11 protein-coding genes are annotated in these 14822 nt (G+C 73.4%); 6 read left to right on the top strand and 5 right to left on the bottom strand.

Annotated features, from left to right (window positions below; all coding sequences use genetic code 11):
* Positions 1-105: 105 nt before the first annotated feature.
* Positions 106-1104 carry a phosphotransferase gene (locus BIU96_RS11475; protein WP_071292725.1) on the top strand — a complete coding sequence of 333 codons (999 nt, stop codon included), beginning with the start codon at positions 106-108 and terminating at the stop codon, positions 1102-1104.
* A 153-nt stretch (positions 1105-1257) separates the two neighbouring features.
* On the opposite strand, the gene BIU96_RS11470 is transcribed toward BIU96_RS11475, so the two are convergent.
* Positions 1258-4503, bottom strand: a complete 3246-nt coding sequence (locus BIU96_RS11470; RefSeq protein ID WP_254786102.1) for an ATP-dependent DNA helicase — start codon at positions 4501-4503, stop codon at positions 1258-1260.
* The gene (locus BIU96_RS11465) at positions 4500-7664 is read right to left on the bottom strand and encodes an ATP-dependent DNA helicase (protein WP_139199969.1); all 3165 of its coding nucleotides are present in this window, start codon (positions 7662-7664) and stop codon (positions 4500-4502) included. The genes BIU96_RS11470 and BIU96_RS11465 overlap by 4 nt, the downstream gene beginning before the upstream one ends.
* A gap of 146 nt (positions 7665-7810) precedes the next feature.
* Here BIU96_RS11465 and BIU96_RS11460 point away from each other — a divergent pair, with 146 nt between their 5' ends.
* Positions 7811-8035, top strand: a complete 225-nt coding sequence (locus tag BIU96_RS11460) for a DUF3107 domain-containing protein (protein ID WP_071292768.1) — start codon at positions 7811-7813, stop codon at positions 8033-8035.
* Between the two features lie 4 nt (positions 8036-8039).
* A complete protein-coding gene (locus BIU96_RS11455) occupies positions 8040-8336 on the top strand; it encodes a hypothetical protein (RefSeq protein ID WP_071292724.1) in 297 nt (98 codons plus the stop codon).
* Between the two features lie 25 nt (positions 8337-8361).
* Here BIU96_RS11455 and BIU96_RS11450 read toward each other — a convergent pair whose 3' ends face one another.
* On the bottom strand, positions 8362-9078 hold the full coding sequence (locus BIU96_RS11450) for a ferritin-like fold-containing protein (protein WP_071292723.1): 717 nt from the start codon (positions 9076-9078) through the stop codon (positions 8362-8364).
* A gap of 91 nt (positions 9079-9169) precedes the next feature.
* Between BIU96_RS11450 and BIU96_RS11445 the strand changes: the two genes are divergently transcribed.
* A complete protein-coding gene (locus BIU96_RS11445) occupies positions 9170-10654 on the top strand; it encodes a DEAD/DEAH box helicase (protein WP_071292722.1) in 1485 nt (494 codons plus the stop codon).
* A gap of 84 nt (positions 10655-10738) precedes the next feature.
* Here BIU96_RS11445 and BIU96_RS11440 read toward each other — a convergent pair whose 3' ends face one another.
* A complete protein-coding gene (locus BIU96_RS11440) occupies positions 10739-11611 on the bottom strand; it encodes a PHP domain-containing protein (protein ID WP_071292721.1) in 873 nt (290 codons plus the stop codon).
* A 69-nt stretch (positions 11612-11680) separates the two neighbouring features.
* Here BIU96_RS11440 and BIU96_RS11435 point away from each other — a divergent pair, with 69 nt between their 5' ends.
* Together BIU96_RS11435 and BIU96_RS11430 are read left to right on the top strand one after the other, a co-directional pair.
* Positions 11681-13165, top strand: a complete 1485-nt coding sequence (locus BIU96_RS11435) for an aminopeptidase P family protein (protein WP_071292720.1) — start codon at positions 11681-11683, stop codon at positions 13163-13165.
* A gap of 9 nt (positions 13166-13174) precedes the next feature.
* Complete coding sequence (locus BIU96_RS11430) at positions 13175-13696, top strand: GNAT family N-acetyltransferase (RefSeq protein ID WP_368072974.1); 522 nt, start codon at positions 13175-13177, stop codon at positions 13694-13696.
* A gap of 96 nt (positions 13697-13792) precedes the next feature.
* On the opposite strand, the gene BIU96_RS11425 is transcribed toward BIU96_RS11430, so the two are convergent.
* Positions 13793-14698: a general stress protein gene (locus BIU96_RS11425; RefSeq protein WP_071292718.1), complete on the bottom strand. Its 906-nt coding sequence runs from the start codon at positions 14696-14698 to the stop codon at positions 13793-13795.
* Between the last annotated feature and the right edge of the window lie 124 nt (positions 14699-14822).

Here is a 14822-nt window from a genome sequence, read left to right as displayed (position 1 = left end):
CGGGTCGGATCTGGTCGGGCGAGTGCGGGACACCGCCCGCTCCGGCCGACGCGGGGCCAGCGTGGCGCACGCTCGACCGCGGGCTGCGGACCTACCCTGAGGTGCATGGCGGGATCCCAGTTCACTCTAGCCGCGTTGGCGACCACGGCCGTCCCCGGTCTCGTCGTCACGGGCACGCGCACGCTCGGCTCGGCGGCGTCCGGGGACTACGAATCGGCCGTCCTCCGCGACGCCGACGGTGCCTGGACGGCGATCCGCCGTCCACGCAACCAGCGGGCCGAGGCCCGGCAGTCGGCCGACCTCGTCGCGATCCGCGCGCTGAGCGCCGGGATCCGCACGCGCCTCCCGTTCGACGTGGCCGAGTACCGCGGCCAGGCGCCGATCGGTTCGACCCGCGCCATCGTCACCACCTACCTGCCGGGCTCGCACCCGACCCTCGGGACCCTCGTCGAGCGCCCCGAGCTCGCCACGAGCGTCGGCCGGGCGATCGCCGCGATCCACCAGCTGCCGACGAGCTTCGTCACCGACGCCGGGCTGCCGTCGCTCACGCCCTTCGAGGTGCTGCGCTCCGCCGTCTCCGTGATGGACCGTGCTGTCGCCACGAAGCTCGTGCCTGCCGCGCTCAAGGAGCGCTGGGAGGGTGCCGCCCGCGACCAGCAGCTCTGGCAGTTCACGCCGACCGTCGTGCACGGTTCGCTCGGCACCGAGACGATCCTGGTCGAGGGCGATGCGGTGTCCGCGGTCATCGACTGGGGCGAGCTGCGGCTCGGCGACCCGGCGAAGGACCTCGCCTGGGTGCTCGCCGGCCGGAAGGACGCGTTCGACACGGTCCTCAGCGCCTACGAGGCCAACGGCGGCGGCCGTGACCGTCAGCTCGCGCAGCGCGCACGGGTGCACCACGAGCTCGAGACCGCGCAGTGGCTGCTGCACGGCGTCCAGGCGAAGAGCACCGAGGTCGTCGACGACGCGGTCGCGATGATGCACCGGCTGGTCGACGCGGTGCACGCGCCCAGCGCCGCCCCGCTGCAGTCCGTCTCCCCGGAGACGATGGAGATCGGCGAGGTCGAGCAGCTGCTGTCGTCGACCGAGCGTCGGCACGGCTGACGGGACCATCCGCCCGTCGTGATCGTCGGGTGGTCGAGACGCACCCGTCTGCCGGCCTGGAGGCGCGGTGCGGGCCCGCCACGCGCCTCCAGGCCCGCAGCCGGTCGCGTCCCACCCGCGTGCTATCAGGCGATCGCGGCCAGCCGATCGCGCTCAGCCGATTGCGTTGAGCCAGGCCTGCTCGAGACCGGCGCGGTCGAGGAGTTCGCGGGGCCGGACCTCGAGGTCGTCTGCCACGAAGTAGAACACCGCGTCGACCTCGTCGATCGGCCGCCCGGTGAACTCCGCGTACGCCACCCGGTACAGGGCGAGCTGCAGCTGCCGCTTCGCGAGGTCGTCGGCACCCTTCGGCGCCTTGCCGGTCTTCCAGTCGACGACCTCGGCCCGGCCGTCGATCTCGTAGACGGCGTCCAGCTTGCAGACGACGCTGTGGCCGAGGAACGGGATGTGGATCTCCCGCTCGACCTCGATCGGGGTGAGTCCGGCCCACCGTGACCGGGCGAAGGTCGCCTGGAAGTCCGCCAGCCGTCGGGCGTCGTCGTCGGTGACCGCTGCGTCCGTCGACGCGTCCACGACGTCGTCGTCGTCGAGGTCGAGTTCGCCGTCCCAGACGTCGAGCGTCTCGAGCGAGCCGCCGCTCCGCGCGCGCTGCTCGACCCACTGGTGGAAGAGCGTGCCGAGCCGGGTCGCGCGGTACGGCCGTTCCGGCATCGGCCGACGGAGTCGCTCGGCCACGGCGTCGGGCTCGGCGAGGTAGTCCTTGAAGCCGGACGCCGGCACGCGGTGCGGGACGACGACCCGGTGCCGGGCGCTGCGGTTCGCGGCCCGCTCGGCGAGCAGCAGGTCGATGTCCGCGGCGAACCTGCCGGCGGCGCCGGGGTTCGCGTTCCGCACCCGGTCGGCAGCGGCGACGACCCGGGCCGCGCGGTGCCCGAACGGCACGTGCGGCCACGACTGGGTGGCGCCGGCGTCGCCCAGCGGGTTCTCCTCGTGTTCGGTGGTGTCCGGGATCGCCGCACCGTCGACGACACCCGCCTCGACAAGGTCGCGGAGGTACCGGCTCGGCTCGGTCGGCCGGACCCCGCCCGCCCAGAACGACCCGCTCACGAGCAGGTCGTGCTTGGCGCGGGTCAGCGCCACGTAGGTCAGCCGGCGCTCCTCGTCCTCGTTGCGGGCCTTCACCTGCTCCTTGTAGGCGTCGATCGCGAGCGTGACGTCCTTCTGGTTGTCGTGCCCGCGCCAGTCCAGCCGTGGGAGCTCCTCGGCGTCGCCGCGGAACTCGTACGGCAGCCGCCCGAAGCCGATCCAGCCGGACGAACCCTCCTGCGGACGGGCCGGCAGCGCACCCTCGACCAGGCGCGGCACCGCGACCGCGTCCCACTCGAGGCCCTTCGAGCCGTGGATCGTCAGGATCTGCACCGTGCCGGCCTCGGGCTCCTCGGAGCGGGGGCCCATGTCGTCACGGCGGGCGGCGGCGTCGATCCAACCGAGGAAGGCCCCGAGGTCGGCGCGGTCGTCGGTCGTGACGAAGCCGGCCAGCTCGTCGACGAACGCGTCGAGGAACGCCCCGCTGCCCTGCTCGTGGGCGGCGACCTCGATGTCGAGGCGCATCTCCTGCACGACCAGGGTCACGAAGTCCACGAGGTCACCCGCGGCACGCGATCGCAGCGACGCGAGCTGCTGCCCGAGCTCGCGCATCCGGCGGCGGCCGACGTCGCTGATGTCCGCGAGGGCGCCGTGCTCGTCCGGTGCCGTGGCGACGAAGTCGAGCGCGTCGACGATCGACCCGTGCTCCCCCGCCGCGACCGACGCCCGGAACGCCGCGGTGAGGTCGTCGTCGAGGCGCTGCTGCGTGTGGTCGCGGCCGAACAGCCACCGGGCGAGGGCGTGCAGGGCGGCGATGTCCGCCGCGCCGATCCGCCACCGCGCCCCGGCGAGCAGCCGGATCAGGTCGTTGCCCGCGGCCGGGTCGTGGAGCACTCGCAGGCACGCGACGAGGTCGACGATCTCGGGCCGCTGGAGCAGGCCGCCCGTCCCGAGCACGTGGTACGGCACGCGGCGGTCGCCGAGCGCACCGGTGAAGGCGGCGAGGTCCTTCCGGGAGCGCAGCAGGAGCGCGAGCGACCCGCCCGGGTCGGCGGCGCGACGGTCGGCGAACCACTGGGCGACGGCTGCGGCCTCTTCCGGCAGGGTCTCCGGGAACACCGCGTGGACGGTGCCGGCGTCCGCCCCGGGGCGCGGGGAGAGCCGTTCGACGTCGACCTCGGAGGCCTCGGACAGCGGCGCGACGACCGCGTTCGCCCCGGCGAGGACGTCGACGGGGTTCCGCCAGCTCGTCGAGAGCGCGAAGGTGACCGGTCGCTCCCCCCGCTCGGGCTCGCCGAAGTCGCGGGGGAACCGGGCGAGGTTCGCCGCACTCGCGCCACGGAAGCCGTAGATGGACTGGTGCGGGTCGCCGACGGCCATCACCGGGTGTCCACGGAACAGTCGGGCGAGGAACCGGGTCTGCACGACCGAGGTGTCCTGGTACTCGTCGAGCAGCACGACCCCGTACCGCTGCCGCAGGTCCGTGACCACGCGCGGGGCCGACTCGGCCGCGGCGAGGGCCAGCGCGATCTGGTCGGAGAACTCCACGAAGCCGCGGTCGACCTTCTGCCGGCGGAACTCCTCGACCAGGTCGACGAGCGGTTCGAGGGCGCCGATCGCGGCGACGGCGTCGGTGACGGCCTTGTACGGGGTGCCGCGGGAGCTGCCGGGCAGTTCGAGCAGGCCGGCGAAGTCGATCGCGAACCGGCGCAGTCGCTCGGGCTCGACCAGGTGCTCGGACACCGCTCCGGCGAGCGCCACGACCGCCGCGGTCACGGTGTCGACGTCGCGGTCGAGTCCGGCCAGCCGGTCGTCCCGCGCGCCGACGACCACCCGGCGGGCGAGCTGCCACGCGGACGGCTCGGTGAGCACCTGCGATTCGCCGTCGCGGCCGACGAGCAGCGCGTTCTCGCGGAAGACCGAGTTCGCGAAGGCGTTGTAGGTGGACACCGTGGGGGCCTCGAACGCGTCGCCGGCGTCGAGCAGTCCGACGTCCTCGAGCGCGCGGATGCGGTCGTTGATGCGGACCGACAGCTCGCCGGCGGCCTTGCGCGTGAAGGTGAGTCCGAGGATCCCGTCGGGGCGGACCATGCCGTTCGCGAGCAGCCACACCACGCGGGACGCCATCGTCTCGGTCTTCCCGCTGCCGGCACCGGCCACCACGAGCGCGGGCTGCAGCGGCGACTCGATCACGGCGCGCTGCTGGGCCGTCGGGCGCGGTCGGCCGAGGGCGTCCGCGATGGTGTCGGCGTCGCGCAGCGGCCTGCTCGCGACTGCGGGCGCGGAGGGCTCGATCACCTGTTCCTCGTTCACCAGGTCACCTCGCCGACGACGTGGATCCGGCACTCGACGCCGGTCCGGGCCTTCTCGCAGTGGTCGTCGACGTTCGCCAGGAACGTCCGGCCGGCCATCCCCCGGGCGACGGTGTGCAGTCGCTCGCGGTAGGCGTCACGGGCGTCGGCGTCGAACGCCTGCTGGGTGCGCTCGGAGAACGCGTGTCCGCCGCGGGGGTTCTGCACGAACACCAGGCGGGCGTCGGCCATCGCGGACCCGGCGGGCACGCCCTCGACCGCGCCGTCCTCGACGGCCAACTGGTACGCCCCGAGCTGCGGGTGTTCCGGCATGTCCTTCTTCTCGCTCGGCATCGACCGTCCGGTCTTCAGGTCCACGACGCTGACGCGCCCGTCCGGGTCGATCTCGATCCGGTCGATGCTGCCGCGCATCCGGGCCGGACCGGTGACCAGCGCGAACGACGTCTCCGCGCCGAGCAGCCGACGTCCGGCGCTGGCGAAGGTGCGGAGGTAGTCGCTCAGCCCCTCGACCATCCGCCGGGTCCGCGCACGCTCGCGGTCGGCCACCCACGGCGACTCGAACGTGAGCTCGTCCCAGCGTCCTTCCACGTGGGACCACAACGACTCGACGTCGACCTCGGTCGCGTGCTCCATGGCCTCGTGCACGATCGTCCCGATGCCCATCGCCGGGCTCGGAGCGCTGCCGCCGAACGTCTGCACGAACCAGTGCACCGGGCACTCCTCGAAGGTGCCGATGCGGGACGGGGACACCGACACGGTCGGGGCCACCGGCTCGCCGCCCTCGGGGTCGTCGGGGTCGGGGAGCGGCTCGGCGTCGAGGTCGACGAGTGGCGTCTCGGTCGAAGGCTCGGCCAGGCCGTACCAGTCGTCCGGCGACGCCCCCGGCACCTCGGCCTCGGCCAAGCGCGCGAGTGCCGAGGCGGCCTCGTGGTCGCCCGAGGCGACGACCCGGCGGCGGAGCGAACCGGCCAGACCGCGCAGGGACAGCGGGTGGGCGGTCGGCTGACGGTCGGGCGGCACCGGCACGAGGCGCACGAACGGCGATGGTGCCTCGTCGTCGTTCGCGACCGTGCCGATGACGACCTGGGTGGTGGCGCGCGAGACGGCCCGTGCGAAGAGCCGGAGTTCGTCGGCGATCACGGCGGCGCGGTCGTCGACGGCGGCGTGGTCGATGCCCGCCGCCGCCCGGACCAACCCGTCCGGGTCGAGCAGGCTGCCGCGCACCCGGGTGTTCGGCCAGACGCCGTCCTGCAGCCCGAGGACGACGACGACGTCGCACTCGAGGCCGATGGTCGCCGACGGGGTCAGCACGCGCACCCGACCCGCGGTCCGGTCGGGACCGATCGAGTCCTCGGGCAGGTCGGAGCCGAGCAGGTCGTCGACGAACACCCGGGCCGGGGCGTCCGGCGTGCGCTCGACGAAGCGCTTCGCCGCGGTGAAGAGCCCGACCACGGCGTCGAGGCGGCGGTCGGCCTCTGCTGCGCCGACCCCACCGGATGCGGACTGCGCACCCCAGCTGCCGGCCAGTCCGCTGCGCTCCCAGAGCCCCCAGAGGATCTCCTCGATGCTGGCGTCGGCTTCGGCGTCGGCCCGTGCCTGCACCAGGCTCCGTGCGAGCCGGGTCGCCCGCCGCGCGAACCCGGCGTCGACCGTCGCGAGCCGCTCGGGCGCCCCGAGTGCGTCGACCAGCAGTTCGTCGGCGGTGCGACTGCCCCCGCCTGCGAGCTCCTCGCGACGCAGCGCGAGCCGGAGTCGGCGCATCGCCAGGGTATCCAGGCCACCGAGCGGACCGGTCGCGAAGGCGGTCGCGAGGACCGCGTCCAGCGGCAGCACCCCGAGCGCCACGGCAGCGGCGTCGAGGAGCGACCGGGCGGCGGTGTCGTCGCGGGGACGGACGGGCGCGGCGCCGGCGGTCGCCGGGACCTCGGCCACGGAGAGCGCCCGGACCAGTTCGGGGATCGCGGCGCCGCTGCGGGTCACGACGGCCATCCGGTGCCACGGCACGCCGTCGAGCAGCCGGTGTTCGCGGAGCCGCCGAGCGACCGCGACGACGAGGGCAGCGCGGCTCGCGCCCTCGAGGTGGACCACGGCGTCGGGTCGGGCGTCCTCCGTCGTCGCCGTCGCCGTGCGCTGCCGTCCGGCCGCGGCCGTGCCGATGCGCGCGGTGATGCCGGCGACGAGCGCCCGGATCGGCTCGGGGTACCGGTGCACCGTCGTCAGCACGACGTCGTCCACGCGGTCGACGCCGAGCCGCACCGCCAGCCGCCCCAGGACGTCGGGCTCGGCACCGCGGAACGCCGAGGCGGCGATGTCCGGGTCACCGAACGCCACGACCTGCACGCCGGACCGTGCGAGGGCCCCGAGCAGAGCGATCTCGCCCTCGACCAGCTCTTGGGTGTCGTCCACGACGACGAGCCGGAGTGCCGCGACGCTCGCCGGGACCTGCCCGCGCAGGACGGCCGCGGTGGCGTACGCCACGAGCTCGGCCGCGTCGAGGCTGGTGGCGCGGAAGGCGGTCACGGCCGCGCGGTACTCGTCCACGAAGTCCCCGACGGCCCGCCACTCCGGACGCCCGGTGTCGTCCCCGAGCTCGCGCATGTCCTCGGGTTCGACGCCGGCGGCCACCGCACGCATCATGACGTCGCGGAGCGCCGTGCGGAACCCGGCGCGCTCGCGGACCACCGCCGTGATGGGTGCCGGCCAGTCCGGGCCGGTGCCGTCCAGCTCGTGTCCGTCGAGCAGGTCGGCGATGATGCGGTCCTGCTCGCCACCGGTGAGGAGGGTGGGCGGTTCCTGCAGCTGCACGGCCGCGGCGTGCGCGACGATCTGGAACGCCAGGGAGTTCACGGTCCGCGCGAGCGCACCGGGGACGGCACGCTCCACCGAGGCCGCGAGCCGGTCGCGCAGCGCGGTCGCCGCCGTCCGCGACGAGGTGAGGGCGAGCACGCCGGCGTGCCCGTCCGGGGAGATCCCGTCGGCACGGGCGAGCCGCGCGGCGACCAGCCGCGCGAGCGTCGTCGTCTTGCCGGTGCCCGGTGCCCCGATCACGGCCGCGTGGCGACCGTCCGGCAGCGCGAGGACCGCCGCCTGTGACGGGTCCGTCGCCAGCGCGCGCGAGACACCCTCGGCGGCGGGTGCGGGCGTCAGCGTGGTCGTGGGCACCCTCGTACGGTAACCGCCGCGACCGACACCGGCCGGCCGCCACGACCGCGGCCCGGAGACCGGTCGTCCGGCCACCGGAGCACGCGTCCCGTGCGCCTGCGGCGAACGTCCGATGTCGGGGTGGGGCGCTCGGATACGCTGTGCTCGTGGACATCAAGATCGGCATCACCAACAGCCCCCGCGAGATCGCCTTCGAGACCGCCCAGACCGCCGACGAGATCGAGAAGGCCGTGTCTGAGGCCCTCGCGTCGAAGTCGACGCACCTCTCGCTCCAGGACGAGAAGGGCCGCCGGTTCATCGTGCCGGTCGCTTCGCTCGCGTACGTCGAGGTCGGCGCCGAGGAATCCCGCCGCATCGGCTTCGTCGCCTGACGACGTGGAACTGCTCTTCGCGGTCCTCGGCGGTCTGATCGTCGGGGCCGTCGCCCACGTCGTGCTGCCCTGGCGGTCGACGCGTGGCTCCCTGCTCGGCCCGGCGGTCGGCGGCGTCGTTGCCGCCGTCCTCTGGGAAGCCCTGAGCTGGGCGGGCTGGAAGTACGACGGCACCTGGATCTGGGTCGTCGCCCTGGTCGGCGCCGGCGTGCTCGCACTCGTCGCCGAGTGGGTCCTCGGCAAGCGTCGCACCGCGGCCGACACGGCCTACTACGAGCGGGTCAAGGCCCAGGGCGCCTAGCCCCGACGGGCCCAGCCTGGCGAGGTCAGGCCGTCAGGCCGAGTGCGTCCATCCGCCGGGTGTGCGCGGCGATGAGCTCGGTCCAGACCGGCTCGAGCCGCTCCTGGTCCTCGCGCGCGTGCGACGCCAGCGCCGACCGGGCCACGAGCAGCGTGTCCCCGACGAGCCGCCGGCCCCACATCGCCAGGCGCGAGCCGACCTGCGGTTCCTCGTCGATGCGGGCCGTCAGTTCCTCGACCACGGCCGCTTCCTCGCGCGCGTCGAACACGGTGCGGAGCCGCTGTCGGACGTCGGAGGGCAGCGAGCGGAGCAGACTGCCGAACAGGTCGTTCAGGATGCCGGCGGTCACGTACCCGGTGAGCATCGACTCGTACCAGTCCGCACCGCTCGTGCGCTCGAGGAAGAGGTCGATCGCCTCACGGTGGGGTGCCATCAACGCGGCGGGGTCTCCCCCGGAGCGCTCGATCTCTGCGACGATGGTCCGGTGCCGTTCGAGCGCGGTGGTGGCGAGCACGCCGGTCACCAGGCGTCCGGACAGCGTGGGGGCACCGGCTCCGGCGCGGCCCATGGTCTCGTAGAGCGACAGCTGCAGGTAGGCCGCCTGGCCGAGGTAGACGTCGAGCTCGGGGCTGACGTCGTCCAGCTGCAGGCGTTCCACGGGCGAGGCGTTCCGCGGGTTGCGCGACGCGAGCCACGCGGCGGCGAGCTGCGCAGCGCGCTTCCGGTTCCACCACGACACCACCCGAAGAGCATAGCGGGAACCCACCCGCACCCACGCCCGACCGGCCCGTCGGTAGACTGGTCGGGACTTCCACCAGAACTAAGGTGATTCTTTGACTTTCTCAGACCTCAACATCGAGCAGGACATCGTCGATGCGCTCGCCGGCAAGGGCATCATCGAGCCCTTCCCGATCCAGCAGCAGACGATCCCGCTCGCCCTCACCGGCCAGGACATCATCGGCCAGGCCAAGACGGGTACCGGCAAGACCTTCGGGTTCGGCCTCCCCCTCATCCAACGTCTCGGTGCCGACCCGGCCCCCGGCGTGAAGGCCCTCGTCGTCGTCCCCACCCGCGAGCTCGCGGTGCAGGTCACCGAGGACCTCGAGCTGGCTGCCTCGAACCGCCCCACCACGATCGTGTCGATCTACGGCGGCAAGGCGTACGAGGGCCAGATCGAGCAGCTCAAGGCCGGCGCGCAGATCGTCGTCGGCACCCCGGGCCGCCTGATCGACCTGCAGCGCCAGCGCATGCTCGACCTCTCCCACGTGCAGGAAGTCGTCCTCGACGAGGCCGACCGCATGCTCGACCTCGGGTTCCTGCCGGACATCGAGCGCATCTTCCAGGCCATCCCCGAGGTGCGGCACACGATGCTGTTCTCGGCGACGATGCCCGCTCCGATCGTGGCGCTCGCCCGCCGGTTCATGAGCCGCCCGGTGCACATCCGCGCGACCGACCCGGACGAGGGCCTCATGCAGGCCAACATCAAGCACCTCATCTACCGGGCGCACTCGCTCGACAAGGACGAGGTCATCGCCCGCATCCTGCAGGCCGAGGGTCGCGGCAAGACCGTCATCTTCACCCGCACGAAGCGTGCCGCGGCGAAGCTGGTCGAGGAGCTGAAGGACCGCGGGTTCAACGCCGCAGCGGTGCACGGCGACCTCAACCAGGAGCAGCGCGAGCGCGCGATGGCCGCCTTCAAGGCCGGCAAGCGCGACGTCCTCATCGCCACCGACGTCGCCGCGCGCGGCATCGACGTGGACGACGTCACGCACGTCATCAACCACACCATCCCGGACGACCCGGACACGTACCTGCACCGCGCCGGCCGCACCGGCCGTGCGGGCAAGACCGGCATCGCGGTCACGTTCGTCGACTGGGACGACCTGCACAAGTGGACGCTCATCGACAAGGCCCTCGAGTTCGGCATCCCCGAGCCCGTCGAGACCTACTCGTCGTCGCCGCACCTGTTCGAGGAACTCGACATCCCCAAGGGCACGAAGGGTCGCCTCCCCGGCGCCTCGGCCCACGCCGCCTCCGCCGGCGGTCCCGCCGAGCGGAAGACGGGCGACCGACCGCCGCGCACCGGCTCGCGTCCGGCACGCAGCCGCACCCGGTCTGGAGGCACGGACACGCCCGCCTCGGAGGCCCCGGCATCCGAGTCCCCGGCTGCGGCATCCGCATCCGGCCCGGCAGAGTCGGCCGAGGCCGGCTCGGCCGACGGCGCCGCGAAGCGTCGTCGTCGGCGTCGCCGCCGCGGGTCGGGCACCGGGTCCGAGGCGACCGCCTCGGCACCGCAGGGCACGTCGGACGGCGAGTAGCGCCTCCAGGCCGAAGGGTCCGTCGCTGACGCGACGGGCCCTTCGTCGTCCCCGCCGACCATGCTGGCCGAGACTCGGGTCGGATCAGGTCAGGCGCGAGCCCGCGCCGACGACCGGCGCGCTGCCGGTGGCCTCGGAGCGGATGGCGTCGAACGACACGAGGGCCGTCCGGTGTTCGCCGAGCCGGTTCGGCTTGCCGGTGCCGTGGTAGTCGCTCGAACCCGTCACGAACAGGCCGTAGCGCCCCGCCCAGTCGAGGAGCGTCCGCTTGCCGTGCGCGAGGTTCTCGCGGTGGTCGACCTCGAGCCCGCCGAGCCCGGCTTCGACCAGGTCGCGGAGCATCGGCTCGTCGATGACGATGCCGCGCGAGGACGCCGCCGGGTGCGCGATCACGGGCACACCGCCAGCCTGCCGGATGAGCTCGACGCCGCGGAGCGGGGTCGGGGCGTCGTGCGGCTCGTAGTAGCCCGAGGACGGGTGGAGGATGCCCCGGAACGCCGCGCTCCGGTCGACCTCGAGCCCGCGCGCGACGAGGGCGTCGGCGATGTGCGGGCGGCCGATGGTGGCACCGGCACGGGACTGCGCGATCACGTCGTCCCAGGTGATCGGGTGGTCGCGACCGATGCGGTCCACCATCCGGCGGGCGCGCGCGAGTCGGCCGTCGCGGATCCGGCCGGTCTCCTCGACGAGGCCGGGGTGCTCGGGGTCGACCAGGTAGCCGAGGACGTGGACGCTGCGGTACCCGACGCGCGTGCTGAGCTCGAGGGCCGGCAGGAGCGTGAGCGGCAGGTCGCGAGCGGTCGCCGAGGCCTCGGCCCAGCCCGCCGTCGTGTCGTGGTCCGTCAGGGCGACGGCGTCCAGCCCGGCGGCCGCTGCCGCTCGGACGAGGTCCGCGGGTCGCTCGGTGCCGTCGGAGACGCTCGAGTGCGCGTGCAGGTCGATGAACGGATCGGGCACGGCTCAATGCTATCCACAGGTGAGGAGGCGCACAGGCCGCGGTCCGTCCGGCGGTGCGATGATGGGTGCATGTCCGACACCACGCCTCGCGCCACGAGCAACCGTTCCACGACCCCCGGGTCCTCGACGTTCAAGGACTACATCGGGTCGCAGTGGGCCGATCGCGACCGCCCGCTGCCCGAGCCACGTGAGCAGGCCGCCTTCGCCGCCGAGCGGCGCGCTCGGATCTCCGAACTGCACCCCGGTCGCACCATCGTCGTGCCGGCCGGACAGGCGAAGGTCCGCTCGAACGACTGCGACTACCCGTTCCGTCCGCACTCCACCTTCGCGCACCTGACCGGGTGGGGCACCGACACCGTCGTCGGTTCCGTGCTCGTCATGACGCCGAACGGCTCCGGGCACGACGCGACCGTCTACTTCCGGGCGACCGCCGGCCGCGACTCCGAGGAGTTCTACGCCAATCCCGAGATCGGCGAGTTCTGGGTCGGACCGCGCCCGTCGCTGGACGAGGTCGCCGCGGACCTCGGCCTCGCCACGGCCGACCTCGGCGCGTTCGACGCCGTGACCGCCGGGCTCGACACCTCGGCGCTCCTCGTGCGTGAGGCCGACACCGACCTGACCCGGGCGCTCGACGAGCGACTCGGCAGCCCGATCGGCGGCGCACCGGAGACCGACGGTGTGCCGGCGACCGACGACGTCCTCGCCCGCGACCTGTCCGAGCTGCGCCTCGTGAAGGACGCGTACGAGGTGCACGAGCTCCGCAAGGCCGTCGACGCCACGAAGGCCGGGTTCGACGACGTCATCGCCGACTTCGACGCCGTGCTGGCGCACCCCCGCGGCGAGCGCATCGTCGAGGGCACCTTCAACCGCCGTGCCCGCGCCGACGGCAACACCGTGGGCTACGACACGATCGCCGCCTCCGGCCACCACGCCTGCATCCTGCACTGGACCCGGAACGACGGTGCGGTGCAGCCGGGCGACCTGATCCTCATCGACGCCGGGGTCGAGGTCGACTCGTTCTACACCGCCGACATCACGCGGACGCTGCCGGTCAGCGGCACGTTCACCGACGTACAGCGCCTGGTGTACGAGGCCGTGCTCGAAGCCGCCGACGCCGCGTTCGCCATCGTGAAGCCCGGCATCACCTTCCGACAGGTGCACGCCACCGCGATGGAGGTCATCGCGCGGAAGACCGCCGAGTGGGGCTTCCTGCCCGGCACCGCCGAGGAGTCGCTGCAGCAGGACAACCAGTTCCACCGCCGCTACATGGTGCACGGCACGAGCCACCACCTCGGCCTCGACGTGCACGACTGTGCGAAGGCCCGTCGCGAGATGTACATCGACGGCATCGTGCAGCCCGGCATGGTCTTCACGATCGAGCCCGGACTGTACTTCCAGCAGGACGACCTGACCGTGCCGGAGGAGTTCCGCGGCATCGGCGTCCGGATCGAGGACGACATCCTCGTGACCGAGGACGGCGCCGAGAACCTGTCCGTCGGCATCCCCCGGACCCCCTCGGAAGTGGAGGGGTGGATCGCCCGCTCCGGCCGCTAGCCTGAGCGGGTGACGACGCCCGAGGTCTCCCCCAGCACGAATCCCAGCCAGCGCCCCGCCACTCCGGCGGACGACTCGACCGTGTTCGCGATCGACGTCGAGCACTTCGACTCCCCCGACGCCCAGCGGCTCCGCGCCGCGCAGCGTCTCGAGATCGACCGCGCCTACGGCGGCGACACCGAGCCGGGTGACAAGCCCACGGCCGAGTCGATCGCCGTCTTCTTCGTCGCCCGCGACGAGGACGGCACGCCGCTCGCCTGCGGCGGACTGCGGGTCGTGCAGGACGGCATCACCGAGATCAAGCGGATGTACGTCCGGCCGGAGTCGCGCGGGTCCGGTGTCGCCGCGGCCCTGCTGCGTCGGCTTGAGGAAGCCGCGCTCGACCTCGGGTCACCGGCCCTGGTGCTCGAGACCGGCACCGAGCAGAAGCGCGCGATCGGGTTCTACGAGCGGGAGGGCTTCTCGCGCATCGCGAACTTCGGTCCCTACGTCGGGGCCCCGCTCTCGATCTGCTACTCGAAGGTCCTGTAGCCCGCGATCCCGGTGCCGAGCGCACGGCCGCGGACTCGCCCGTGAGATCGCACTTCTGCGGTCGTCACCGCCGCGGAACCCCGCGGGAGTGCGACCTCAGCGGGACTCGTCGTCCTTCGCCTCGGGCGCGGACGGCGGCGTGGAACCCGTGACCCGCTCGCCGTAGCGCGGCGGCTCGTCGTTTCGGGGCTGTGCGGCAGCCGCGGGCTCGGCGGGAGCGGACGCGGGAGCCGTCGCCGAGGTCTCCCCGTACCGCGGCCCCTCGTTCGTGCCGTAGCGCGGCGCGCCCGTCGGCGTTCCCGCCTGCGATCCCGAGGCCGGCGTACCGGACTGCTGCGTGCCTCCAGGCTGCTGGTGCGGTGTGGCGTGCCCACCGTAGGGCGACCCCTGGGTCTGGTTCGGCTGCCCGTTCTGCGGGCCGGGCCGCCACGGCTGCTGCGGGGGCTGCCCCTGGAAGCCGGCCCCCGGCGCTCCCGGTGCCCCGGGCGTGCCCGGGTTCCAGTGCGTCTGCGGGGCGACGCCGGCCTCGCCCAGGATGCGACGGGCCTGCCCGGTCAGCTGCGGGGCGACGACGATCTGGTAGTTCGTGGCGAGCACCTGGTGCACGCTCGTGAAGTCACGCTGCCGCTTCGTGATCGCGAACGAGACGATGCCGTAGAGCATGCCGAAGGCCGCACCGATGATGGCGGCGGCGAGGATGAGGCCGCCGGCGCTCGGCGAGAACAGGGTGAGCACGATGCCGAAGAAGATGCCGAGCCAGAGGCCGGACAGCGCGCCGGCGATGGCGGCACGGCCGTAGGTCATCTTGCCGGTGACCCGTTCGACCGTCTTGAGGTCGTTGCCGACGATCGAGAGCTGGTTGACCGGGAAGTCGGCCTCGGCGAGCTTCGCCACGACGCGCTGGGCGTCGGGGTAGCTGTCGTAGGTGCCGAGGACGTCGCCCTTGGGCAGCGTCGGGAAGGCCTGGGCGGTCCTGCCGGCGAAGGGGCTCTGATTGCTCACCCAGCCATCATTCACCGAACACCTTGCGATCGCACGTGCACCGCCGGGGAGGACGCCCGGACGCCGCGGCACCGTGCCGGGGAGGACGCCCGGACCCCGCGGCACCGTGCGGCCAGACGCAGCG

It is taken from the genome of Curtobacterium sp. MCBA15_008, from assembly GCF_001865065.1.
In the GTDB taxonomy this organism is placed as follows: Bacteria; Actinomycetota; Actinomycetes; order Actinomycetales; family Microbacteriaceae; genus Curtobacterium.
Note: the sequence above shows the minus strand (reverse complement) of the source record. Positions and strands in the feature narration are given on the sequence as shown.